This is a genomic window from Kitasatospora albolonga, from assembly GCA_002082585.1.
Classification (GTDB): domain Bacteria; phylum Actinomycetota; class Actinomycetes; order Streptomycetales; family Streptomycetaceae; genus Streptomyces; species Streptomyces stephensoniae.
Genome location: CP020563.1, coordinates 2,720,305 through 2,745,950 on the forward strand (window position 1 = coordinate 2,720,305; position 25,646 = coordinate 2,745,950).

Below are 25,646 nucleotides of genomic sequence, written 5' to 3' on the forward strand. Positions count from 1 at the left end.
CAGCGCCCCGGGGACCTCACCGCTCCAGGAACGCGAACAGCTCCTCCCAGCGCCGCCCCACCTCCGGCTCGGAGAACCGCTGGACCCCGGAGCGCGCCCGGTCGCCCAGCGCGTCGCGCAGCCGGGGGTTGCCGGTCAGCCGGAGCAGCCGGTCGGCGAGGGCCGGGACGTCCCCGGCGGGGGCCAGGAGCCCGTCCTGACCGTCCCGGACGATCTCGCGGACCCCGGGCGCGCAGTCGAAGGCGGCACACGGGACACCCCCGGCCATCGCTTCCAGGAGCGCCAGCGGGAAGCCCTCGCCCCGGGAGGACTGGACGAAGACGGAGGCCCCCGCGAGAGCCGCCTCCACGTCGTCCGTACGGCCCATCCACTTCACGGACCCGTCGAGCCCGAGGGCCGTGCACTGCGCCCTCAGCGCGGCCTCGTCCTCGCCCGTCCCGTACACGCGCAGCCGCCAGTCGGGGCGCTGCGGGGCGACCAGGGCCCAGGTGTCCAGGAGCAGGTCGATGCCCTTCTGGTCGGTGAGGCGGCCGATGGACGCCACGGTCCTCGCGGTGCGCGGGGAGGGCAGATGGGGCAGGCGGGCGAGGGCGTTGGGCAGGAAGCCGACGTTGTTCATGCCGTCGCCCGCCCACCGGTCGGCGTCCTCCTCGGTGAGGACGAGCCAGTGGTCGATGTCCTTGTAGTGGTTCCTGATCCAGCGGTAGCGGTGGCTCGCGCGGGAGTAGTCGTAGGACTCGTGGCTCATCCCGATGACCCGCAGCCCGGTGGTGTCGGCCTCCCCGACCCACTCCATCGCCCAGACCTGGGTGACGACGACGACCGCGCCGGGCCGGGCGGCGGCGAAGAGTCCGGAGAGCCGCGCGACCGCCCGCCGCTTCTCCGCGACCCGGGCCGCCTCCCGCCGACGGCTCGGAACGCGGAAGCGGTCCCGGATGCCGTGGGGGGTCCAGGGGGTCGGCGGGTGGGCCGGGTAGAGGGCGGTGACGGGGTGGCCGGGCCGCTCGGGCAGGGCCATCTTCCGCTCGGAGGCGTGGATGCCGATGGTGTGGACCCGGTGGCCCTGCTCGGTGAAGAGGCGGGCGGTCTGGTACATCCAGGCGGTGACACCGCCGAGTTCGTCGGTGCTGTTGGAGACGATGAAGATGTCACGGCTCATCGGCCGGCCCCCCGGTCGTGGTGGTCGGTGGTGTGACTGACGGCGGTACGGGGACCGGCGGTACAGGGATCGGCCGTGCGCGGGGCGGCGGTGTGGCGGGGGCCGGGCGTACGGGGGCCGAAGAGGGCGGCGACGACCTGCCGGGCCGCGTCCCCCCGGTCGTAGGCGCCGAACTCCTCGGCGAACGCGGCCCGTCGGGCGCCATGACCGGCGTCGGACTTCTTCAACTCGGCCAGCTCCTCGAAGAGTTCCTCCTGCGTCGCGGTCACCGGGCCGGGCGCCTTCTCCCGCAGGTCGAAGTAGCTGCCGCGCTCGGCGGCGTACGTGTCGAGGTCGGGGGCGTACAGGAGGACGGGCCGGTCCAGCAGGGCGAAGTCGAACATGATCGAGGAGTAGTCGGTGATCAGGACGTCGGCCAGGGCAAGGATCTCGCTGACGTCGTGGTGGCGCGAGACGTCGATCACCGTGCCGGGCGGGCAGACGGGGAACCGGGCCGCCTCCAGGTAGTGCGCGCGGACGAGGAGGGTGTGCGTGTCCCCGAACCGCTCGGCGAACTCCCTTACGTCCAGAAGCAGTCGGCGCCTGTTCTGCTTTCCGCCCGCCGCCGGGCCGCCCCGGAACGTCGGCGCGTACAGGACCACCTTCTTGTGGTCGTCCAGCCCCAGCGCCTCGGCCAGCGGGGGACGGGGCAGCCGCCCCTCGCTCTCCGTACGGGCGCGCTCCGCGACCAGGGCGTCGTTGCGCGGGTAGCCGGTGCGCAGCAGCCGGTCCTCGGGGAGGCGGTAGGCGCGGGCGAGGGTGGCCACGTCGTGCTCGGAGCGGACGAGGAAGTGGTCGAAGCGGTGGACGGCCTGCTGGAGGCGTTCGCGCCGCGCCGCGTTCTGGAGCCGTACGCGGGTCTCGTCGAAGCCCATCCTCTTGTACGCGGAGCCGTGCCAGGTCTGGAGGTAGGTGGTGCGGGCGGGCTTGCGGAGGTGCTGCGGGAAGCCCTGGTTGTCGATCCAGTACTCGGCGCGGGCCAGCGCCCACAGATACCGCCAGGACCAGCGGCGGACGAGGCGCGCGTCGCCCGGGAAGCCCGCCGGGGAGGTCTCGTAGGACCAGGTGGCGTGGAGCTTCAGCCCCTGGCGGCGGATCTCCTCGTGCAGGGCGCGCGGGCTGTCGCCGTAGCAGCGGCCCATGTGGCTCTCGAAGACGACGGAGCCCCGGCGGACGGGGAGCCGGGTGAGCCAGCTGTTGTAGGCAGCCGCCTTGAAGGACCGGGAGCGGTAGCGGTCCAGCCGTTTGCGCAGCGCGCGGGCGAGGAGCTTCGCCTTGCGGGCGGGGCGGAAGCGGGTGGCGTACCGCACCAGGCGCCGGGTGGCCCGGGCCGGGCGGCGGCGGGCGGTGAGACGGAGGGCGAGGTGGTCCTTGAGGGTGACGTAGGGCTCCCAGGTGTCCCCGGCCAGGGGCCCGAGCCGGGGCCGGGCGGGGAACCGGACCGCCCCCGGCCCCTGGTCCGGCACCTGGTCCTGCGGGGCGAAGAGGTCGCTGACGGACCGGACCCTGCCCTGTGGCCCCTCCGCCTCCACGATCAGCCGCGCGTCCCAGACGGTGTCGCGGATGCCGAGGGGCCGCAGGAGGCGGGCGATATCGGCGCGCGCCCCCCAAGTGACCCCGGTCCCGTCGCACCGCACGTCCGCCACCGGGAACGCGACGGCGCGCGCCCCTCCCCGGGCCCGGAACTCCAGGGTGGCGGTGAGGGGGGCGCCGGGGCCGGTGGCCGCGGCCCCGGGGGCGGTGCGCGGCGGCAGCACAAGGCGGCCCTCCAGCAGCAGCCGCCCCTCCTCGGCGGCGCAGCGGGTGAGCCGGTTCATCAGCCGGGCCTCGCCGAACACGCGGTACTGGTAGCCGAGTTCGGTGACATCGACATCCACCGCCCCATGATCGGCCTCCACCGCTCCCTGATTGGCCTCCACCACCCCTTGATCGGCCTCCACCGTCCCCTGATCGCCCGCGTCGGCCTCCGCCGGGCCCTCGCCGCCCCAGCGCACCCGCCCGTCCTCGCCCGGGACCACCGGGGAACAGACGGTGGCGGGTCGGCTCAGCGCGTACGCCGCCGTCAGGACGCCCTCCGCGTCGCCCCGGGCCAGCAGGGTGGCCGCGACCCGTTCCAGCGGCGGCAGTCCGCCCGGTACGGGGGCGGTGAGGACACGGGCGGCCGTGGCGGCAGCCCGGGTGCGGCGGGCGGCGGGGAGCCGGGGGAAGGAGCGGGCGAGCGGCACCAAGTGGTCCTGTACGAAGGCCCGTTCCCGCTCCTCGCGGAGTTCGGGCAGCCCGTGGTCGGCCAGGGCGGCGGCGACCCCGCGGTGGGCCGCCACGAGGGCGGCGAGGTCGCGGGCCCGGTCGGGTACGGCCCGGCCGGTCACGATCAGCCGCCGTACGAGCGCGATCCGGCCGACGGCCGCCGCCGCGAGGGGGCCGAAGAGGAGCTCGCCGTACGGCACGTCCTCCTCGTACCGCAGCCCGTGGCGCAGGAGGGCTTCCCGGCGCAGACAGAATCCGGTCACCAGGGCGTCCCGGACGACGAGTTGGGGGGCGTCGGTGAAGCGGGTGACGGTACGGGAGGCGGCGTACAGCTCCTCCTGCCACGGCGGCTCCTGCTCCTTGCCGCCCTCCCCCGTGGTCCGGCTCCACCGCCCGGCGACGAGATCGGCGCGGCTGCGCTCGCCCGCCTGCCAGAGGTTGCGGCAGGCGTGGCGGTGGAGGAGCTCGCCGGGGGTGAGCACGAGGACGTACCGGCCGGTTGCCGCGTCCAGGCCCGTGTTGCGCAGGGCGCCGGTGGTGCGGGCGTCCGGGTCGGCGGGGACGAGGCGGACCCGGTCGGGGGCGGAGTCGGCCAGGGCGCGGGCGGCGGTGCGGACGGGTGCTCCGGCGCCGGGGCCGAGGACGACGACGGCCTCGGCGGCGCGCAGCGACTGGCCGAGGACGGAGGCGACGGAGGCGCGCAGGGCGTCTGCGCCTCCCCGGCCTTCACCGTCCCCTTCTCCCCCTCCGGCGCTTCCGCCTGCGGCGATCACACAGCTGAAGTCGGTCATTCCTGGGCCCCCTTGAGCATCCGGTCGACGACCCGCACGGCCGCGCTCCCGTCGTCGAGATCGCAGAACGCCTCCCGGAACCGCTCGTACGCGTCCCGGTGCCCGGCGACGGCCGCCTCCGGGTCGCGCAGGGCGGCCACGATCCCGGCGGAGTCGGGGATCAGCGGCCCGGGGGCGCGGTGCTCGAAGTCGAAGCAGAAGCCGCGCAGGGTGTCCCGGTAGTGCGCCAGGTCGTGGGTGTGGAAGAGCATGGGGCGGCCGGTCTGAGCGAAGTCGAACATGATCGAGGAGTAGTCGGTGACCAGGACATCGCTGATCAGCAGCAGTTCGGCGGCGTCCGGGTGGCGCGAGACGTCCCGGACGGCGTCGGTGTCGGGGACGCTGCCGCCGACGAGGTAGTGACGGCGGACGAGGAGGACATGGTCCTCGCCGAGGTCCTTCTCGACCTGTTCCAGGTCGAGTTGGAGGTCGGGGTCGTACCGTCCGCCCTGCCGGGGCCGGTCCTCGCGCCAGGTAGGTGCGTACAGGACGACGCGCCGCCCCTCGGGGATCGCGAGCCGCTCCCGTACGGCGGCGGCGACCTTCGCCCGGTCGGGCGCGTACAGCAGGTCGTTGCGCGGGTAGCCGCACTCCAGGACCTCGCCGGAGTAGCCGAAGGCGCGGCGCAGGACGGGGGTGGAGAAGCTGTTCGGGGAGACGAGCAGGCTCCACTGGGCGGACCGGTGTTCCATGGAGGCCATGTAGGCGGTGTCCGCGTGCGGGGCGCCCGCGAGGTCGCGGCCGATGCGCTTGAGCGGGGTGCCGTGCCAGGTCTGGACGACACACTGGCCCTCGGCCCGCTCGAACCACTGCGGCAGATGGGTGTTGGTGACGATCCAGCGGCTGCGGGCGAGCGCCTCGTACCACTCGGCGCTGTGCAGGGCGACGGCACGGATGCCCTCGGGCACGGCCGCCTGCTGGTCGCGGACGGTCCACAGGTGCTCGATGTCCGGTGCCCGGGCGGCCAGTTCGCGCTGGATCGCGCGGGGCGAGTCGGAGTACTGGCGGCCGTCGAAGCTGGAGTAGAGGGCGACCGGGCGGAGTCGGCCGCGGTCGGCGGTGCGCAGTACGGCGTACCGCTCGCGCTGGAGCCGCTGCCCGTACGGGCCCCGCTCGGTGACCGGCAGGGCGCTGCCCGACTCCAGGACGAGCCGGTCGTGGTGGCGTCGCTGGAGGGTGAAGGGCCGTGATCCCGCGCCCCGTTGGAGGGGCAGGGTGGCGTGGAGCGGGGTGCTCAGCCGCAGCGGCCGGTACGCGTCGGGGTCGCGCTCGCCCGGCGTACGGAGGAAGAGGTACCAGCGGCCCTCGGCGAGCGGCAGCGGACCGCCGGGCCCGTCGACGGCGGCGGGCCGGACGGCGGCCCGGAAGCGACCGCCCTCCCCCAACTCAACTTCCGCAAGCGCTTCTTCGTGGTGGCCGCTGTGCCGGAGCACCAGCTCGCCGATGGTGCCGGACGGCTCCGGGAAGGCCCCTTCGAGGACCAGCTCCCCGCCCTCGCCCCACTCCACGGAGGTGACGACGGGCTGGACGGCCCGGTCGGTGAGGACGAGGTCGCCGGACGGGTTGGGGGCCGCGTACAGCTCACGGCCGCCGGGGAGCGGATAGCGCCCGTCCTCGGCATCAGTCCGGGCGGCGACCGTCAACCTTCCCTTGCCGCCGACGAGTTGTACGCCCCACACATCGCCCTCACGCTGGAAGGTGCTGAACGGGATGTCGGCGGACCGGGAGCCGGGCGAGCCGCGCAGGGCGAACTCCTGGGTCTCCTTGGTGCGCCACTCGGTCAGCCGCAGCGCTGCGGGTCCGTCGTCTTCGAGGACCTTCACTTCGAGGCGGAGGGAACCGTCGGCGGCGGACTGGCCGGTGAGGACGGCGGCGACGCGTTCGGCGCGCAACTCCAGCTTGTTGCCGGAGAGTACGGGGACGACCCGGGTGCGCTCGTCGACGTACCGGGCGACGGGCGGGGCCGGGGTGCCGGTCAGCCGCATCGGGCCCCGGCGCACCCGCCCCGCGCCGAACAGGGCGGCCTCCAGCTTCCAGACCGTCCGGGCGCCCCGGGCCTTTCCGGCGATCGCGCGCGGGTCGACAACCGCCTCGAACCCGGCGTGCGCGTAGCGGTGCAGGGAGCGGCCGGAGCGAGCGGTGGCCTCGTCGCCGCCGGTACCGCCGGAGCCGCCCGGGCCGTCGGTGCCTCCAGTGCCCCCGGTGCCTCCGGTGGGGCGCAGGCGCAGCGGGATCAGCCGCTTCCCGGACCGCAGCCAGCCGAGCCGAGGGCGCCCGCCCGGGGCGTTGCGCACATAGGCGTACCCGGTCAGCCGCAGCAGCCCGTCCCGCCACACGGCCTCGGTGAGGTGGGCGTGGACGGGCAGGTCGGCGGCGGTGAGCGCGGTGGCGGCGGGCGGCAGCGGGTCGCGGACGGCGGGGTGGTGGGCGCGGGGGCGGAGGCGTCCGCGTACGTGGAAGGTGTCCCGGTCGCGCTTCTCCTCCGCGAGCAGCGCGAGGAGTTCGGCGATCCGGCGCTCCCGGATGAGCTGCCACTTGACCCGCAGGTCCAGCGGCAGACCGGCGAGGACTTCGGGCGCGACGGTGGCGGCGAAGGCGCCCGCGTGGTCGAGGAAGGCCGTGTGGAACTCCTCGTCGCCGTCCGGCAGGGCCTCGATGAACAGCCACAGATCACCGGAGAGCGCGTGCGCGTCGTACCGCCGCTTGGCCGCCTCCCCGGCCAGTTCGGGGCGGGCCGCGAGGAAGCCGCTGACGGTGGTGACGGCGGTGACCCGGTCGCGGATGCCCCGGGGGACGGCCCGCCGGGTGGTGATCGAGCCGTCCCGGTCGCGCCAGTGGTAGACGGGCTCCTCGACGACATCGACCGAGCGGGCCAGGAAGTGGGCGGGCAGGACGACGGCGATGTCCTCGTACAGCACGCCCTCGGGGAAGGCGAAGGCGTGCTCGTCCCAGAAGGCGCGGCGGAACACCTTGTTGCAGGCGATGCGGTCGCCGAGCAGCAGCCAGTCCCGGGTGACGTGGGTGGCCGCGCGGGCCTTCTCCATCGGTTTGCGGAACATCGGGGACTGTTCGAGCGCCCCGTTCGCCCGCAGCCGCAGCACGTTGCCGGTGGCGAAGTCGGAGCCGGAGCGGTCGAGTTCGGCGAGCATCCGCTCGTACGCGCCCGGGGGGACGATGTCGTCACTGTCGACGAACGTCAGGAACTCCCCCTGGGGGTGGGCCTCCCGGACCCCCGCGTTACGGGCGGCGCCCAGCCCGGCGTTCTCCTGGCGGACCATCCGGAAGCGGGGGTCGCGGTCCACGAACTCCTGTGCCACAGCGGGCCCGTTGTCCGTGGAGCCGTCATCGATAAGGACGACCTCCAGGTCGGCCATGGTCTGTTCGGCGAGCGAGGTCAAGCAGGCACCGAGGTACTCCTCGACGTTGTAGAGGGGGACGACGACGGTGAGACGGGGTGCCATCGCGGCGCACGATCCTTCCGGGCGGACGACAAGGGGAACCAACGGACGACGGGGGGACCTGCGGACGACTGGGGAACCCGGCGGGCGGCAGGAGGAACCGACGGGGGCGCGGGGGGCCGTGGGGTACAACCCGCGCCACGGGGACCGGTCACCCGAGGGGAGCCGTTCGGGTGACGGCGAGGGCGGGTTGACGCGCGAGGGGGCGGGTTCACGCGTACGGGGGACGCGCCCGTGACGCGGTCGAGCCCCGTACCGGGAAGGGCACGGGGCTCGCTGCTTCCGTGGGGCGAAGGGCTCAGGGCTTGACGGCGATCCGGCCCTCGTCCATGCGCAGCAGCAACAGCCGCTCGCCGGTCTTGTCGAGGAACTCGTCCACGGCCTGCCGCGATCCCTGCCAGTAGCCGTAGTCGTCGATCAGCAGCACACCGCCGCTGACCAGCCGGGGGTACAGGTGCTCCAACTCGTGCCGGGTGGAGGCGTACCAGTCGGTGTCGAGCCGCAGGATCGAGATCTGCTCCGGCGCCTGCCCGGGGACGGTGTCCTCCACGGGCCCCCGCACGTAGTGGACGCGCTCCTTCGGGTACGGGACCTGTTCGAACCCGGCCTGTACGTCCTCCAGCGAGGCGACCGCCCAGATCGGCCGGTCCTTGCCCTGGGCGTCCAGCAGTTCCTGGGCCGGGCGGCCGTCGCGCCGCAGGTCCTCGGCGGTGGGCGGGGTCATGCCCTCGTACGTGTCGAAGAGGTGGAGCTCGCGCTCGGTCTCCCCGACGGAGAGCAGGGTCCGGGCGCATGCCTGCATGGAGCCGCCGCGCCAGACCCCGCACTCGACAATGTCGCCGGGGATGTTGTGCCGGGCGATGTACCGGGTGGCGAGGATGAAGGCGTTGAGCCGCTCAGGCGAGGTCATCGTGTACGGCTTGACCGCCCGGATGATCTCCCTGGCCTCGTCGTCGTAGTCCTCCGGGAAGGCGAGGGCGGGCTTCTTCACCGGGGTCTTCGCCGGAGTCTTCACCGGGGCTTTCATTGGGGCCTTCGGCTCGGTCTCCGGCGCCGTCGCCGCGGTGGGGGCGGGGGCCGGGGCGGGATCGGCCGGTGCCGTGCGGGCGGCGGGCACCGTCACGCGCCTGAGCTGGTATCCGGTGAGCTGCTGAAGGACGCCGTTGACGGCGTTGCGCCAAGCCATGCACCGGGACAGTACGCGCGCTTTGTGGCGCATGTCACTTTTCGTCAACCTGCCATTGATCGGGGCGGGTTCTGTTCGAGCGAAGGTGCCGGTACGGGGGTGGTCTTCGGACGTCCGCACCGCTCACGGCCGTCGAGCGGCGGGGGCAGCGGTACGGAGCCGACGCCGCCGACCCGGTTCGCCCACCAGACCGCCACCTCCCGTACGGCGAACATCGTCAGCCGGGGGTAGCGCCGCGGCTTGCGGAAGACGCCGACGGAGTCGCCCCAGTAGGCGGCCTTCCCGTCGATGGCCCGGTAGTCGTGCCAGATGCCCTTCCGCGGCGGGAAGTCCGTGTACGCCTCGCGGAGTTCGAGCCGGGAGTGGGCGGCGAGGGCGCGGAACCCGTCCGGGTAGTAGCGCCAGCAGTCCTGGGCATCGTGGACATGGCCGCGCGAGGGCGCGGTGATGAAGGCGTGGCCGCCCGGCTTCAGGACGCGGGCGATCTCCAGCATGGAGGCCCAGAAGAACGGGATGTGCTCGAACGCCTGCCCGGAGAGCACGACATCGGCGCTGTTGGAGCGGGCGGGGATGCGGTACGGCTTCCTCATCACCGCGTCCACGTTGGGCCCGTCCTGCACATCCACGCCGAAGTAGTCGACCGGGTGGTCGGCCAGGAGCGCCCGGTGGGTGCGGGTCTGCTTGCCGGAGACACGGGAGCCGAGGTCGACGACCCGGTAGGTGCCGCTACCGGACGCGGGCCCTTCGACCGGCAGATACTCCCGGACGCAGAGTTCCATCTGCTCGTAGGCGGACCGGTGCATGGACGTCTCCCAACCTCGCTGTGTACGTGCCTCGCTGTGCAGGTGAGCTGTCGGAATCAACGACCGTGCGGGGCAAAGGGGACGCCGAAGAACCGCCGTACGACCCGTTCCGCCGCGCCCCCGTCGTCGTACGGGCAGAACCGCTCCCGGAACGCGGTGCGCAGCGCGGCCGAGGCGGGCGAGCGCCACTCCCCCGTGCGGAACACCTCGGCCAGCTCCCCGGGGGTGGTGGTGACGGGGCCGGGGGTGTCGCCGGGCCGGCCGGAGAGCAGGTCGAAGTAGGTGCCGCGCGTCCGGCGGTAGGCGTCCCAGTCGGGGGCGTGGACGACGACCGGGCGGTCCAGGCAGGCGTAGTCGAAGGTCAGGGAGGAGTAGTCGGTGACCAACGCGTCCGCGGCCAGGCAGAGTTCCTCGACCCGGGGGTGGGCGGTGACGTCGAGGACGCGGCCGGTCGGCGCGGCCCCGAGTCCGGCGGACCGCCCGTAGAAGTAGTGGGCGCGCACCAACACGACGTACTGCGGGCCGAGTTCGCGGGCAAGGTGCTCGGGGTCGAGATCGGGCACGAAGCCGTCGCGGTAGTCGCGGTGGGTCGGGGCGTAGAGGAGGGCGGTCTGATCGTCGCGGATGCCCAGTCCGGCACGGGTCTTCGCGATGTCCTCGGCGGTGGCGGTGAAGTAGACGTCGTTACGGGGGTAGCCGAGGTCGAGATGTTCGTACGCGGCCGGGTAGACGCGGTCCCAGACCTCCGTGCTGTGCGGGTTGGCGGAGAGGCTGAAGTCCCACTGGCCCACATGGGCCAGGATCTTGCCGAAGTCCGCCTTCCGGGCCAGCTCGGGGTAGGCGTGCTGGTCCAGGCCCATCGTCTTGAGCGGGGTGCCGTGGTGGGTCTGGAGATAGCGCTGACCGGGACGCTTGGTGAAGCCGCCGGGAAAGCTGGAGTTGTTGACCAGGTACGTGGCGGTGGCCATCGCCCGCCAGTAGGGGCGCGAGCCCTCGATGACGTACGGCACACCCGGGGGCATCCGGTCGCGGTGCCGGGACGAGACGACCCACACGCCCCTGATGTGCGGGGCGAGTTCGCGGGCCTTGGCGTGGATGGCGGCGGGGTTGCAGGCGACGCCCCGGTTCCAGTAGGCCCCGTAGACCGCGAGGTTCGGGTCGAGCGGGCGGCGGAGGTCGGTGCGGTAGGCGGCCCGCATGACCTGCCTGCGGACGAACCGCTTCACGGACGCGGCGGAGGCTCTGGGCGGCATGGCAGCCGAGCGTAATCCCGGACGCGGGGAACGGGCCGCCGGCGTTCACCCGTTCGGGGCAGCGCCGGTGACCCCGGGACCCGGCCCCTGTTGACCAGAACATGAAGCCACCGCTCCTCAGCGTCGTCATCCCGGTCCACAACGTCGAGGACCACCTAGAGGAGTGCCTGCGCTCGGTGGCGGAGCAGAGCCTCGACGCGATCGAGGTGGTGATGGTCGACGACGGCTCGACGGACGGCAGCGCCCGGATCGCGGCGGGGTTCGCCGCCCGCGACAGCCGCTTCCGGCTGGTCCGGCAGAAGAACGCGGGCCTAAGCGCGGCCCGCAACACCGGTGTCCGGCACACCACTTCGGCCGTGCCCTACCTGGCGTTCGCGGACAGCGACGACTTCGTCGTCCACGACGCGTACGAGCGGATGGTGGCCTCCCTGGAGTCGACCGGCTCCGATCTGGTGACCGGCAACGTGTGGCGGCTGACCGGGCAGGGGCGGCGGCAGGCGTGGCAGTACCGCTGGCTGACCGCCTCCCGCCGCCGCACCCACATCACCCGGGACCCGCGCCTGCTGGCCGACCGGGTGGCGTGGAACAAGGTGTTCCGGCGCTCCTTCTGGGACGGGCACGCCTTCGCCTTCCCCGAGGGGAAGCTGTACGAGGACACCCCGGTGATGATCCCCGCGCACCACCTCGCCGGGGCGGTCGACGTCCTGCACGAGCACGTCTACTACTGGCGGGTGCGGGAGGGTTCGATCACCCGGCGGCGTACGGACGTCACGGGCGTACGGGACCGGATCGACGCGTGTGAGCAGGTCAGCGCGTTCCTGGGCGAGCACGGGGGGGCGGAGCGGCGGCGGGCGTACGACGCGTCCTGTCTGCGCGACGACTTCGGGTACTTCCTGGACGGCCTGCCGATGGGCGGCGCGGCGTACCGGGCGGCGTTCCTGGAGGGGGCCGGGGCGTTCGTCGAGCGGGCGGGGGCCGGGGTGCTGGAGGGGCTGCCGGTGGAGCTGCGCGTCAAGTGGCGGCTGGTGCGGGAGCGGCGGCTGGACGAGCTGCTGGCCGTCCTCGCCTTCGAGCGGGCCAACGGGGTGGGGACGTTCGCCGTGGAGGGGCCGCCGGGGCGGCGGCGGGCGGTCTACCCCGGCGTGCGCGGCGCGAGCACCCGGCTCGCGCGCACCGACGTACCGGCGGTCGCACGGCTCGTGGAGGCGCGGTGGGGCGCGGACGGGAAGCTCCGGCTGCGCGGGTACGCCTATCTGCGCAACCTGCCGGCCGGGGCGGCGCGGCAGCAGCTCAGGGTGGGGATGGTCCGGGCGGAGGAGGCCCGCCGCGTGCGGACCGTACCGGTGCGGGCGGTTCCGGTGCCCGAGGCGACGGTGAACTCCGGTCAGGAGCTGCACGGTTACGACCACGCGGGCTTCGAGATGGTCCTCGATCCGGACCGGCTGCCCGCGACGGGGGACGGTGGCGAGGGCGGCTGGCTGGTCGGGCTGGTCGTCGCGGTGCGCGGGACGGTCCGGCGGGTGGCGGTGCGCGCGGTGGACGCGGGCGCGGAGCAGCCGCTCGTGCACGACCTGGGGGACGGGCGGCGGGCGGTGCTCGACCACCGGGGCGGGCGGCTGCGGGTGCGGGTGTCGCGGCCGGGGGCGCTGGTGGCGGGGAGCGGGGGCGCGGAGGGGGGCGCGCTGGAGCTGGCGGGCCGGTCCTTCGGAGGCCCTGAGCCCGTGGCCCTGGTGCTGATGCGGGAGGGGGACGAGGAGCGCTCGTTCCCGGTGGAGTGCGGGGTTCCGGGTGGGGGTGCGGTCCCGGGTGGGGACGCGGTCCCGGGTGGGTGCGGGGCCGGTGCGGTGGGGGGCGGGGGGCGGGGGACGGCGTTCACCGTGCGCGTTCCGCTCGACGGGCTCGCCGCCGTGCCGCCCGCCGTGCACCGGGGCCCCCGTGAGGTCGCGGCGGAGAGCGGCGCGCGCTGGCGGACCCGGCTGCTGCTCGCCGACGGGACCCGCATCCCGCTGCCCGCCGCCCCGGAGCTGCCGCCGCCCGCGTGCGCGGACGCGGCGGGAGAGCTGGTGGTCGACCTGGGCGGGCTGCCGGTGGCGGACCGGGTGGAGCGGCTGGAGGACGGATCGCTGCGGGTCTCGGGGACGTACGGAGTGGCCTCCTCGGGCGGGGTGGCCACCTCGGGAGCGGGAGCGGTGTCCTCGGGCGCGGGGACGGCGGGCTCGGGAGCGGTGTCCGGCACCAGCAGTGGCATCGGCAGCGGCATCGGCGCTCGGCTCGTCCTCCGTCACGAGACCCTGCACGAGACGGTCCCCGTCACGGAGCTCACCGTCGAGAACCACCCCACGGGCCACCCCGCCGACCGCTCCACCGGCCACCCCACCGCCCGCTTCTCCGCGCGGATCGCCCCGCCGCTCCCCGTCGGCCGCTGGAGCCTCCACCTGGACGGTCACCCCGTACGCGTCCTCGCCTCCCTCGCCGCCCGGCTGCCCTGCGGCGACTCCGGCCTCGCCCTGGAGCGGCGGAACGGCGACCGGCTGACCGTCGTGGCGGAACCGGCGCTCCCGGTCGCCGAGCGGAGCGCGTACAGCAGACGGCTCCTGCGCGACGCGCACCACCGCGCGCACCACGGCGAGACGCACCACCGTGACGCGCACCACCGCGAGACGTACCACCCCACACCCGCGCCCCCGCTCCTCGACGCCGTCCTCTACGTGGGCGGCGCGGGCGGGGACTCCCCACGCGCCGTGCACGCCGAGCTCGTGCGCCGGGGGGTGGAGAGCGAGCACCTGTGGGTCACCGGTACCGCCCCCGGCCGTACGACCCACGTACCGCCCGGCGCGCGGGCCGTCCCCGTGCACAGCGCCGCCTGGTACGAGGCGCTGGCCCGCGCCCGCCGGATCGTCACGGACGACCAGCTGCCCGCCTGGTTCGAGCGGCGCCCCGGGCAGACGGTCGTCCAGACCTGGCACGGCACCCCGCTCGGCCGCTTCGGCACCGGTCTGACGGGCACCCTCTACGCCGACCACCAGCATCTCGCCACCCTGGCGCACCGATCGGCCCAGTGGTCGGTCCTGGTCTCCCCGAGCCGTTTCGCCACCCCGTTGCTGCGTAGCTCACTGGCGTACGGGGGCGAGGTGCTGGAGGCCGGATCGCCTGCCAACGACGTGCTGTTCCCGCCCGACCGGGACAAGGCGGCCGAGGAGGTCCGGCGCGCGCTCGGCGTCCCGGAGGACCACCGCGTGGTCCTGTGCGCGCCGACCTACCGCGACCACCTGGCCCACCCCCCGGCCGCGTCCCGCGACTCCGCCGACCCCACGACCCCGGGCCCGTACCGCTGGGACCCGGCGCTCGACCCGCACGCCCTCGCGCGCTCGCTGGGCCCCGGCCACACGGTGCTGGTCCGCAGGCACCCCCGGGTCACGGGCGGGGTCCAGGACGGGCCCGGTGTGCTGGACGTCTCGCGCCACCCGGGGGCGGCCGGGCTCCTTCTCGTCGCGGACGTCCTGGTGACCGACTACGCGGGGCTGATGTTCGACTTCGCGCTGACGGGCCGCCCGATGCTGTTCCACACGTACGACCTGGAGCACTACCGCGACACCGTGCGCGGCTTCTGCCTGGACTTCGAGACCCGGGCGCCCGGTCCGCTGCTGGTCACGACGGAGGAGGTGGCGCAGGCGCTGCGCTCCACCGGGGCCCTGGCCGCCCGGCACGCGGACGCGTACGAGAGTTTCCGCCGCGACTACTGCGACCTGGACGACGGCGGGGCGGCGGCCCGGGTCGCGGACCGGCTGCTGACGGACGCCCCGTGACGCGGACCGCCGTACGTGTCCGGAGGAGCCGTACGTGCCCGCAGGCGGACCGCCGCACCTGCCGCCCGTAAGCGGGCCGTGAGCGCGGTCGCCATACTTCCCCCGGAAGAGTGGCGGCCGGGAGGGACGGCCCCGGGCACGGAACCCATGACCTGTGTCCCTCTCCTCTCCCACACCCGCCCCGTCCGACGCTCCTTCCCCTCCTCCCCCGCCCTCGGTGGCCGTTGACGACGAGCACGTCGTAGCGCCCCGGTGGCTGCCCTCGCCGTTCGTCCTGCTGGGCGGGCTGCTGTGGGCGGTGCTGTCGGCGGCGGCCTGGAACGTGCCGATGTGCTGCGAGGCCGGACTGAACGCGGCGGTCGTCGAACGGCTGCGGAGCAGTCTGCTGCACCCGGCGTTCCCGATGACGGACCTGCCCGCCGTGGCCAGCGCGCACTACTCCCCGTACGCCGTTCTCCAGGGGGTGACCGCCCGGTTCAGCGGGCTCTCCGGCCCGTCCGTGCTCGCGCTGTCCGCCGCCGTGAACCTGGCGCTGCTGCTGACCGGGATCGGCCGGCTGGCCCGGCTGCTGACCCCGAGCCGCTGGGTGCCGGTCCTCGCGCTGATCCCGCCGGCCCTGATCCACTGGGCGGACCCGGGGCGGTGGAGCGCGCCGAGCACGTTCGCCGTGGCGCTCACCCTGAACCTGTGGGCCTGGACCGGGCGCGCGGTCACCCGGGTCCCCCGGCCGCGCCCCGGACGGCCGCCGGGGAGGGTGCCCCGGTGGGCGGAGGCGGCCGGGATCGGGGTCCTGCTCGGGCTCGTCCTGCTGGTCCACCCGCCGACGGCGCTCGGTGCGGCGCTGGGCGTGGTCGCGCTGATCGCGGTGAAGCAGCGGACCCGGATTCGGCCGACCGTACGGAGGTGGGCGCTGGCCGCCCTGTGCGCGGCGGCCGTGGCGGCGGTGTGGCCGTACTACAACGGGCTCACCGCCGTGCGGCCCCCGGCGTCGGCCGGGGCCACGAGCAGCCCGTCGGGCGACGGGGTCCCCGCCTCCGGGGAGCCGTACACCTGGGCCACCGCGCACATCCCGCCCGGTGAGGTGGTGCTGACGGACAGCCTCCCGGCGATGTACGCCCTGGCCGGGCACGGGGCGTTCGTCCTCGCGGACGAGGTGCCCGACGCGGGGCTCCCGGCGGCGGAGCGGCGCGCGCGGGGCCGGGCGGTGACGGCCTACCTGGACCCGGCGACCCCGCAGGAGGAACGGGACCGGATCACCGGGCGGTACGGGGTGCGGTGGGCGCTGCTCACCCGGTTCCAGCGGCTGCCGGAGAACGCGACGGTGCTGGCGTACAGCCCGCGTACGGGAGAGGTGCTGGCGCGCGTGGCGGAGCGGTGACCTCCGGCCGTCCGTCCGAACGGTGAACGGGCCGCCTCAGCCGCCGCTGCGCAGCGCGGCGACCGCCGAGGCGGCCAGATCGTCCAGATACCCCTTCGGCAGCTCGCCCCGGACCACGACGAGGCGCCAGTACAGCGGCCCCACGATCAGGTCGAGCGCCCGGTCCGGATCGCTCCCCTCCGGCAGCTCGCCCCGGGCCACCGCTTCCCGCACCACCACGGCGGCGACGCCCTGCTGCTGGTCGAGCAGGGCGGCCTTGATCGCCTCGGAGATCTCCGGGTTGCGGGCCGCCTCCACCAGCAGGTCCGGGATGACCTGCGAGGCGACCGGGTGGCGCAGGGCGTAGGCGGCGAGTTCGAGGACGGCGCGCACGTCCCCGTACAGCGAACCGGTGGCCGGGGCGGGCATCCCCTGCGCGGCGACGGCCGCGACCAGGTCGAGGACGAGGGCGAGCTTGGACTTCCAGCGGCGGTAGACGGCGGTCTTGCCGACCCCGGCGCGGCGCGCGATGCCCTCGATGGACATCCGGGCGAAGCCCACCGCGGCCAGTTCCTCGAAGACGGCCGCGCGGATGGCGTCGGTGACGTCCTCGCGCAGGACGGCGGCGCCCGCTGGGGCGCGGCGGCGGGTTCCCCGTTCGGTGGTCATGGCCCGAATGATAGTGCGCCACGACGGGACGGTTGCGTTGCGACGTACAAGCGTCCTACTCTCGGCGTTACGACGAAACGGTCCCGTCCCAACGAGGGCGTCCCCACGCGACCGTACCGTCCTCCCCCCTCCCGTATGCGTCGAAGGTGATCGTTCGTGGTGAGCCAGACAGCAGCCCCGCCGCCCCCGGTGAGCACCCCCGCACCGGGCGCTCCCACGTACGCCCCCGGTGAGCTGGCCGCTCTCGCCGCCCGGCACGGACTGACGGTCAGCGGCGCGCGGCCCTCGCTGCCCGCGTACCTCCGGCAGCTCTGGGGGCGGCGGCACTTCATCTCCGCGTTCGCGACGGCCAAGCTGACGGCCCAGTACAGCCAGGCGAAGCTCGGGCAGGTCTGGCAGATCATGACGCCGCTGCTCAACGCGGCCGTCTACTACTTCATCTTCGGCGTCCTGATGGACACCAGGCGCGGGGTGGAGGACTTCGTTCCGTTCCTGGTCACCGGGGTCTTCATCTGGACCTTCACCAGCAGCTCGATCACCGCGGGCACCCGGGCGATCAGCGGCAACATCGGGCTGGTGCGGGCCCTGCACTTCCCGCGCGCCTCGCTGCCGGTGGCGCTGGCGCTCCAGCAGGTGCAGCAGCTGCTGTTCTCGCTGGGGGCGCTGACCCTGATCCTGCTGGTGTTCGGCCAGTTCCCGCGGCCGTCCTGGCTGCTGGCCGTTCCGGCGCTCGCGCTCCAGGCGGTGTTCAACACCGGCGTCTCGATGGCCGTGGCCCGGCTGACGGCGAAGACCCCGGACATCGCGCAGCTGATGCCGTTCGTGCTGCGGACCTGGATGTACTCCTCCGGCGTGATGTGGAGCCTGGACCACCTGCTGGCGGGAGAGCGGCTGCCGCACGCGGTGATGGTGATCCTGGAGTACAACCCGGCGGCGCTCTACATCAACCTCATGCGGTACGCCCTCATCGACAGCTACACCGGGGCGCAGCTGCCGCCGCACGTGTGGGCGGCGGCGGCCGGGTGGGCGCTGCTGTGCGGGGTGGCGGGATTCGTGTACTTCTGGAAGGCGGAGGAGACGTACGGCCGTGGCTGAGCACCAGGACATCCCCGACGACCTCCGCGTCCCGACCGTCGTGGTGGACGACGTCCACATCACGTACACGGTCAACGGCGCCCGCACCGGCAGGGGCAGCGCGACCTCGGCGCTCAGCAGGCTCACCACGCGCCGCCGTACCCCCGGCGCACGCCAGGTGCACGCCGTGAAGGGGGTCAGCTTCGCCGCGTACAAGGGCGAGGCGATCGGCCTGATCGGTTCCAACGGCTCGGGCAAGTCGACGCTGCTGAAGGCCATCGCGGGCCTGCTCCCCCCGTCGAGCGGCAAGGTCCACACCCAGGGCCAGCCCTCGCTGCTCGGGGTGAACGCGGCCCTGATGAGCGATCTGAGCGGTGAGCGCAACGTGGTGCTGGGCGGGCTCGCGATGGGAATGACGCGCGAGCAGATCCGCGAACGCTACGACGAGATCGTCGACTTCTCCGGCATCAACGAGAAGGGCGACTTCATCTCGCTCCCGATGCGTACGTACTCCTCCGGCATGGGCGCCCGGCTCCGCTTCTCCATCGCGGCCGCCAAGAGCCACGACGTCCTCCTGATCGACGAGGCGCTCTCCACGGGCGACGCGAAGTTCCGGCGCCGCAGCAAGGACCGCATCAAGGAGCTCCGCGCCGAGGCGGGCACGGTCTTCCTGGTCAGCCACAGCAACAAGTCCATCACCGAGACCTGCGACCGGGCGCTGTGGCTGGAGGCGGGCACGCTGAGGATGGACGGCCCGGCGGAGGACGTGGTGGCGGCGTACGAGGCGTTCACGAAGCGCAAGTAGCCCCCCCGGCCCAGGCGGCCCGGGGCGGGACAGCCCGGCGGTCGCGGACGGACCTTACGCCGAGGGGGCCGGCGCCCTGACAGGCCCCGGCCCCCTCACCACCGTACGGACTCCTACGCGTGCGTACGCAGCAGCGTCCTCATCGTCCTCATGGCCACCGACAGGTTCGCCAGATCGAACGCGTCGGACCCCTGGATCTCCTCCAGCGTCGCCCGCGACCGGGCGAGGATCGCCGCGTTCTTCTCCTCCCACGCCACGAACCGCTCCTCCGGAGTGGCCGCGGCGTCCCCGACGCTCAGCACGTCCGACGTGAGCGCCGCGTGGGCCGCGTACAGGTCCTCGCGGATGGAGGCGCGGGCCATCGACTGCCAGCGGTCGGCCCGCGGCAGATCGATGATCCGGTCCATCAGCTGGGTGATCCGCAGCCGGTCCGCGAGGTCGTAGTACACCTCGGCGACCTCCAGCGGGTCCTTGCCCGTCCGGTCCGCGATGGCCACGATGTCCAGCGCCGGGAAGGCGGAGGAGAACCCGGCGACCCGCACCGCCAGCTCGCTCGGCACGCCCGCCGAGGTCAGCTCGTCCAGGATCGAGTGGTACCAGTCCAGGTCCGCACCCCGCAGCAGCTTGGGCAGCTCGTTCCAGACCTGCTCGACCCCGTCCCGGAACACCTCGATGGTCTCCGCGATGGCGACGGGCTGCGGCCGGTTGCCCAGCAGCCAGCGCGAACCGCGCTCGACCAGTCGGCGCGAGTGGAGCCGGATACGGGTCTGGACCTCGGCGTCGACCCGGTTGTCGAGCGCCTCGACCGCGTCCCACACCTGCGAAAGCCCGAAGAGCTCGCGGGCGGTGAACTGGGCCCGCACGATCTCCTCGATCGACGCCCCGGTCTCCTCGCGGAGCCGGTGCAGGAAGGTCGAACCGGCGCTGTTCACCGTGTCGTTGACCAGCACCGTCGTGATGATCTCGCGGCGCAGCGCATGCCCGTCGACCGCCTCGGGGAACCGCTCGCGCAGCTGGGTCGGGAAGTAGGCGTGCACGAGCTTCTGGAGGTGCGGGTCGTCGGGCAGGACGGTGGAGATCAGCTCGTCCGCCGTCGTGATCTTGGTGTAGGCGATCAGCACGGCCAGCTCGGGCTGGGTCAGCCCCGTGTCGTTGCCGAGCAGTTCGCGGATGTGCCGGTCGGCGGGGAGGAACTCCAGCTCCCGGTCGAGCGCCCCGTCGCGCTCCAGGCGCCGCATGAAGCGCTGCTGGGCGTGGAGGAGGGAGGGGGCCTGGGCGGAGGCGTTGGCGAGGGCGACGTTCTGCGCGTAGTTGTTGCGGAGGACGAGCGCGCCGACCTCGTCGGTCATCTCGGCGAGCAGCTTGTTGCGCTGCTTGACGGTCATGTCGCCGTCCCGGACGAGCCCGTTGAGCAGGATCTTGATGTTCACCTCGTGGTCGGAGGTGTCCACACCGGCGCTGTTGTCGATCGCGTCGGTGTTGATCCGGCCGCCGCTGCGGGCGAACTCGATCCGGCCGAGCTGGGTGGCGCCGAGGTTGCCGCCCTCGCCGACGACCTTGGCCCGCAGCTCCTCGCCGTTGACGCGGATCGCGTCGTTGGCCTTGTCGCCGACATCGGCGTTCGACTCGGAGGCGGCCTTGACATAGGTGCCGATGCCCCCGTTCCACAGCAGGTCGACGGGGGACTTGAGGATGGCCTGCATCAGCTCGGCGGGCGTCATCTTGCCCACCGAGGGGTCGATGCCGAGCGCCTCGCGGATGTGGTTGTTCAGCGGGATCGACTTGGCGCTGCGCGGGTGGACGCCGCCGCCCGCCGAGAGCAGCTCCGTGTTGTAGTCGGCCCAGGAGCTGCGCGGCAGCTCGAAGAGGCGGCGCCGCTCGGCGTACGAGGTGGCCGCGTCCGGGGCCGGGTCGATGAAGATGTGCCGGTGGTCGAAGGCGGCGACCAGGCGGATGTGCTCGGAGAGCAGCATCCCGTTGCCGAACACGTCACCGGACATGTCCCCGACGCCGACGACGGTGAAGTCCTGGGTCTGGGTGTCGTGGCCCAGCTCCCGGAAGTGCCGCTTGACGGACTCCCAGGCGCCCCGGGCGGTGATGCCCATGCCCTTGTGGTCGTACCCGGCCGAACCGCCGGAGGCGAAGGCGTCGCCGAGCCAGAAGCCGTACGCGACGGCGACCTCGTTGGCGATGTCGGAGAAACTCGCGGTGCCCTTGTCGGCGGCGACCACGAGGTAGGTGTCGTCCTCGTCGTGGCGGACGACGTCGGCGGGCGGCACGACCTCACCGGCCACCATGTTGTCGGTGATGTCGAGGAGCGCCGAGATGAAGGTGCGGTAGGCGGCGATGCCCTCGGCGAACCAGGCGTCCCGGTCCACGGCCGGGTCCGGCAGCTGCTTGGCGACGAAGCCGCCCTTGGCGCCGACGGGGACGATGACGGTGTTCTTCACCATCTGCGCCTTGACCAGGCCGAGCACCTCCGTACGGAAGTCCTCCCGCCGGTCCGACCAGCGCAGCCCGCCGCGGGCGACCTTGCCGAAGCGCAGGTGGACGCCCTCCACACGCGGCGAGTAGACCCAGATCTCGTACGCCGGGCGGGGCGCGGGCAGGTCCGGGATGGCCTGCGGGTCGAACTTCATCGAGACATAGCTGTGCGGAGTGCCGTCGTCCGCCTTCTGGAAGAAGTTGGTGCGCAGCGTCGCCTTGATGACGGTGAGGAAGGACCGCAGAATCCGGTCCTCGTCGAGGGAGGCGACCTGGTCCAGCGCCCCGTCGAGCTCCTCCAGGAGTCCGTCGGTGAGCTCGGTGCCCGCGCTCTGGCGGCCGGGCGACATCCGGGCCTCGAAGAGCGAGACGAGCAGCCGGGTGGTGTGGACGTTGTTGCGGAGCGTGGACTCCATGTAGTCCTGGCTGAAGGTCGAACCGGCCTGCCGCAGGTACTTCGCGTAGGCACGCAGCACCACGGCTTGGCGCCAGTTCAGCCCGGCGCCCAGGACCAGCGCGTTGAAGCCGTCGTTCTCCGCCTCGCCCCGCCAGACGGCGGCGAACGCCTCCTGGAAGCGGGCGCGGGCGTCGTCGGCGAGGTGGCCGGTGTGGCCGTTGGTCTGCGGCATCCGCAGCCCGAAGTCGTAGATCCAGGCGTGTGTGCGGTCCGCGCAGCGCAGCTCGTACGGACGCTCGTCGACGACCTCGACACCGAGCTGCTGGAGCGCCGGGAGGACGGCGGAGAGGGAGACCTGCTCACCGGTCCGGTAGATCTTGAAGCGGCGCTCGCCGGGGCCCGCGCCGACCGGCTCGTAGAGGCTGAGGGCGAAGTCCTTCTCGCCCTCCCGGAGCGTTTCGAGGTGGACCAGGTCGGCCACGGCGGCGCGCGGCGAGTGGTCGGCCTTGTAGCCCTCGGGGAAGGAGTGGCCGTACAGCCGCTGGAGCTCGGCGGCGCGCTCCTCGCCCAGCTCCGCGTTGAGTGCCTCCCCGAAGCCGTCGGCCCAGGAGCGGGCGGCGGCGACGAGGCGGGCCTCGATGCGGTCGGCGTCGGCGTCGGTGAGGTGCGGCAGCTCGGTGCCCGGCGGGACCCGGATGACGAAGTGCAGCCGGGAGAGGATCGATTCGGTGTTCCAGGCGGTGAAGTCGACGCTGGTGCCGCCGAGCTCCTCCTTGAGGATGTCGATCAGCCGCAGGCGCACGCCGGTGGTGTAGCGGTCGCGCGGCAGGTAGACGATCGCGGAGTAGTAGCGCCCGTACTCGTCCTGGCGCAGGTAGAGCCGGAGGCGGCGGCGCTCCTGGAGGTAGAGGACGGAGGTGACGATGGAGCGGAGCTGGTCGACGGGGGTCTGGAACAGCTCGTCGCGCGGGTAGGTCTCCAGGATCTGGAGCAGGTCGCGGCCGTCGTGGCTGTTGTACGAGAAGCCCGCGCCCTCCACTACTTCGGCGACCTTGCGGCGGATGACGGGCACCCGGCGCACGGACTCGGTGTAGGCGGCGGAGGAGAAGAGGCCGAGGAAGCGGCGCTCGCCGACGACGTTGCCCTTGGCGTCGAACTTCTTCACGCCGACGTAGTCGAGGTAGCTCGGGCGGTGCACGGTGGCCCGGCTGTTGGCCTTGGTCAGGACGAGGAGCTTGTGCTCCCGGGCCTTGGCGCGGACATCTGCGGGCAGCCGGTCGAAGGACGGGCTGACCGGGTGGTCCTCGCTCTCGCTGTGGTGCGGGTCGGAGCGCAGGATGCCGAGGCCGGTGCCGGGTACGGCGGCGAGCGCGTCGCTGTCCTTGAGCTCGTACTCGCGGTAGCCGAGGAAGGTGAAGTGGTCGGCGGCCAGCCAGCGCAGCAGCTCGCGGGCCTCCTCGACCTCCTCGTCGGCAAGGTCGTCCAGCGGCTCGCCGGGCAGGTCGTCGGCGATCCGGAGGGCGGCGTCGCGCATCTTCCCCCAGTCCTCGACGGTCTCCCGTACGTCGGACAGGACGCGGCGCAGGTCGGCGGTGATCTGCTGGAGGTCGGCGCGGTCGGTCTCGCGGTCGATCTCGACGTGAATCCAGGACTCGACGAGCGCGTCGTGCGGCAGCTCGGCCCGGGTGCCCTTGCCGTCCTTGGCGGTCCGCGGGATGCCGGGGCCGCCGGAGAGGACCTCGATGAGCTTGCCGGTGACATCACGGCGGACGGTGACCTGGGGGTGGATCACGACGTGGATGCCGCGCCCCTGGCGGGACAGCTCGTTGGTGACGGAGTCGACCAGGAACGGCATGTCGTCGGTGACGACCTCGACGACGGAGTGGCTGCACGTCCAGCCGTTCTCCTCGACGGTCGGGGTGTGCACGCGGACGTTGGCGGTGCCCTGCGGACGGTTCTCGGCCAGCCGGTAGTGCGAGGCGGCGGCACCGTACACGTCGTCCGGTTCACGGCCGCCGATGTCCTCGGGAGCCGTATGCAGGTAGTAGCGCTGAAGGTAGGCGAGCACCGCGTCCTGCCCCGGACGGGTGTCCTCGTCGGCCCCGGCGGCGGCAACGCGCACCCGGGGGGTACCGCCCGGGCCACCGACACCACCGCCCGGGCTGTTGTCAGCTACCTGGGCGGCCCGTGCGAGCAGCTCGGCCTTGGCTTCGTCCAGCTTGGTCTGCATGTCCTCTGGCTCCTGTCGCGCGCCGTTGCGTGACGTAGGTGAGAAAAACGACGTACCGCCACGACACGGGGTTTCCGGTCCGGTCCGACGCTATGCCGCTTCGAGAGTCACCCGGGACCACATGGGCCGTTTGTGACGGCCGGTCCGGGGTCGGGAGATCGCGGATCGCCCGGGTGCGGTGGCACTCCGGGCGGCGGCCGGGGGCTTCGCTGCCCCCGAGGCGTATCGCGCTGATCACGGCACCAGGCTATCGCCCCTCCACCCCACCCCGTCATGAGCCGCATGTGTACAAAAGAAGACATCGAACTTTGACACTTCGGACAGTGCGGTGCTTTGTGCCGTCACACTGCCGACACACCGACTCCTCCTTTGGCGAAGGCGCGGAACCGGGGGCAACCTGTCCATAGAGCCGGAGGCAGCCCTGTCGACGGAGCCGGACCGAGGAGCGCGCCATGCCCGAGAAGATCCTCATCGTCACCGGCGACGCCGCCGAGTCCCTCGAGGTGCTCTACCCCTACCAGCGGCTGCTGGAGGAGGGGTACGAGGTCGACATCGCGGCCCCCGAACGCAAGACGCTGCGCTTCGTGGTCCACGACTTCGAACCCGGCTACGACACGTACACGGAGAAACCCGGCTACACCCTCCCCGCCGACCTGGCCTTCTCCGAGGTGGACCCCGGGGCCTACATCGCCCTGGTGATCCCCGGGGGCCGGGCCCCCGAGTACCTCCGCAACAACGCCGAACTGCGCAAGATCGTCGGCGCCTTCTTCTCGGCGGACCTCCCGGTCGCCCAGATCTGCCACGGCCCCCTGATCACGGCCGCCACCGACCACCTCAGCGGCCGGCGCGTCACCGCGTACCCCGCGCTGGAACCCGACATGCAGAGCGCGGGCGCCACGTTCCGGGACACGGAGGCGGTGGTGGACGGCCCCCTGGTCTCGTCCCGGGCCTGGCCGGACCACCCGGCATGGATGCGGGAGTTCCTGAGGGTGCTGCGCGCCCAATCGCCCACATCCAGCCCGTCCGGCGCTTGAGGACCGGGGTCCGGGGCAGCGCCCCGCATCCCGCGCCACGGGCCCCGCCGCACCGCCCCTGCACGGCCACCCCCACCGCGCCCCCCCGCTACGCGGAGAACGTCTCCGCCAGCGCCACCGCCTCCCCCAGGCTGTCCACCACCGGCACCCCCGCGGCCAGCAGGCTGCTGCGGCTGTGCGACCCCCCGGTGTACAGCACCGCCCGCGCCCCCACATGCGCCGCCGCCACCGCGTCGTCCACCGCGTCCCCGATGACCACCGAGTTCTCCGGGGGATATCCCGCCCACTCCGGCCAGCGCCTCGAAGTGCCGCTCCATGTGGAGCGCCTTGCTCCCGCCCGAGGGGCCCGTCCGCCCGTCGACGCGGACGAAGTGGGACTCGATCCCGTACCCCCGCACGACCGGCACGAGGTGCTCGTGCCCGTACATGCTCAGGATCGACTGGCTGTGCCCGGCCAGCTTCCACTGCGCGAGCAGGTCCTCCGCCCCGGCGGTGAGCCCGCAGGCGACCCGGCGCTCCGCGTAGTACCGGTGGAAGATGTCGTCCATCCGCTCCCACTCGGCCTCGGTGGGCAGCCGGCCGAGGAGCCGCTCGTAGAAGCGGGGTATGGGCACGCAGTACATCTCCCGGTACTGCTCCAGGGTGAGCGGCGCCAGCTCCACCTCGGCGAAGGCGGCGTTGGTCGCGTGGATGACGGCATGGATGTCGTCGAGCAGCGTGCCGTTCCAGTCCCAGACCAGGTGCGTGCGTGTCTTCCCGGGTGTCATACAGAAAACGTACCCGCAGGCTCTGACAACGCAGAAGCTCCGGCCGTA

The 25,646-nt window shown here is 73.2% G+C and carries 13 protein-coding genes and 1 pseudogene; 5 read left to right on the top strand and 9 right to left on the bottom strand.

Features of this window, described 5'->3' with window-relative positions; translation table 11 throughout:
- Positions 1–16: 16 nt before the first annotated feature.
- The 6 genes from B7C62_11755 to B7C62_11780 form a co-directional block, all read right to left on the bottom strand.
- Positions 17–1,159, bottom strand: a complete 1,143-nt coding sequence (locus B7C62_11755; GenBank protein ID ARF72869.1) for a glycosyl transferase — start codon at positions 1,157–1,159, stop codon at positions 17–19.
- Complete coding sequence (locus B7C62_11760; GenBank protein ARF72870.1) at positions 1,156–4,236, bottom strand: CDP-glycerol--glycerophosphate glycerophosphotransferase; 3,081 nt, start codon at positions 4,234–4,236, stop codon at positions 1,156–1,158. The genes B7C62_11755 and B7C62_11760 overlap by 4 nt, the downstream gene beginning before the upstream one ends.
- Positions 4,233–7,736: a CDP-glycerol:glycerophosphate glycerophosphotransferase gene (locus B7C62_11765; GenBank protein ID ARF72871.1), complete on the bottom strand. Its 3,504-nt coding sequence runs from the start codon at positions 7,734–7,736 to the stop codon at positions 4,233–4,235. Before B7C62_11765 ends, B7C62_11760 begins: the two co-directional genes overlap by 4 nt.
- Before the next feature lie 295 nt (positions 7,737–8,031).
- A complete protein-coding gene (locus B7C62_11770; GenBank protein ARF77112.1) occupies positions 8,032–8,919 on the bottom strand; it encodes a methyltransferase in 888 nt (295 codons plus the stop codon).
- A 44-nt stretch (positions 8,920–8,963) separates the two neighbouring features.
- Complete coding sequence (locus tag B7C62_11775; GenBank protein ARF72872.1) at positions 8,964–9,722, bottom strand: methyltransferase type 11; 759 nt, start codon at positions 9,720–9,722, stop codon at positions 8,964–8,966.
- A 56-nt stretch (positions 9,723–9,778) separates the two neighbouring features.
- Complete coding sequence (locus B7C62_11780; protein ARF72873.1) at positions 9,779–10,975, bottom strand: glycosyl transferase; 1,197 nt, start codon at positions 10,973–10,975, stop codon at positions 9,779–9,781.
- Positions 10,976–11,076: 101 nt separating this feature from the next.
- Between B7C62_11780 and B7C62_11785 the strand changes: the two genes are divergently transcribed.
- Complete coding sequence (locus B7C62_11785; protein ARF72874.1) at positions 11,077–14,781, top strand: CDP-glycerol:glycerophosphate glycerophosphotransferase; 3,705 nt, start codon at positions 11,077–11,079, stop codon at positions 14,779–14,781.
- A gap of 217 nt (positions 14,782–14,998) precedes the next feature.
- Complete coding sequence (locus B7C62_11790) at positions 14,999–16,159, top strand: hypothetical protein (protein ARF72875.1); 1,161 nt, start codon at positions 14,999–15,001, stop codon at positions 16,157–16,159.
- Positions 16,160–16,195: 36 nt separating this feature from the next.
- Here B7C62_11790 and B7C62_11795 read toward each other — a convergent pair whose 3' ends face one another.
- A complete protein-coding gene (locus B7C62_11795; protein ARF77113.1) occupies positions 16,196–16,819 on the bottom strand; it encodes a TetR family transcriptional regulator in 624 nt (207 codons plus the stop codon).
- 177 nt (positions 16,820–16,996) lie between these two features.
- Here B7C62_11795 and B7C62_11800 point away from each other — a divergent pair, with 177 nt between their 5' ends.
- Positions 16,997–17,902, top strand: a complete 906-nt coding sequence (locus tag B7C62_11800) for an ABC transporter (protein ID ARF72876.1) — start codon at positions 16,997–16,999, stop codon at positions 17,900–17,902.
- Positions 17,895–18,686: a teichoic acid ABC transporter ATP-binding protein gene (locus B7C62_11805; GenBank protein ARF72877.1), complete on the top strand. Its 792-nt coding sequence runs from the start codon at positions 17,895–17,897 to the stop codon at positions 18,684–18,686. The genes B7C62_11800 and B7C62_11805 overlap by 8 nt, the downstream gene beginning before the upstream one ends.
- 113 nt (positions 18,687–18,799) lie before the next feature.
- Here B7C62_11805 and B7C62_11810 read toward each other — a convergent pair whose 3' ends face one another.
- On the bottom strand, positions 18,800–23,797 hold the full coding sequence (locus B7C62_11810; GenBank protein ARF72878.1) for an NAD-glutamate dehydrogenase: 4,998 nt from the start codon (positions 23,795–23,797) through the stop codon (positions 18,800–18,802).
- Positions 23,798–24,249: 452 nt separating this feature from the next.
- On the opposite strand from B7C62_11810, the gene B7C62_11815 reads away from it, so the two are divergent.
- On the top strand, positions 24,250–24,831 hold the full coding sequence (locus B7C62_11815) for a peptidase (protein ID ARF72879.1): 582 nt from the start codon (positions 24,250–24,252) through the stop codon (positions 24,829–24,831).
- Positions 24,832–24,919: 88 nt separating this feature from the next.
- Here B7C62_11815 and B7C62_11820 read toward each other — a convergent pair.
- Positions 24,920–25,598 (bottom strand): annotated as a pseudogene (locus B7C62_11820) (phosphatase).
- Between the last annotated feature and the right edge of the window lie 48 nt (positions 25,599–25,646).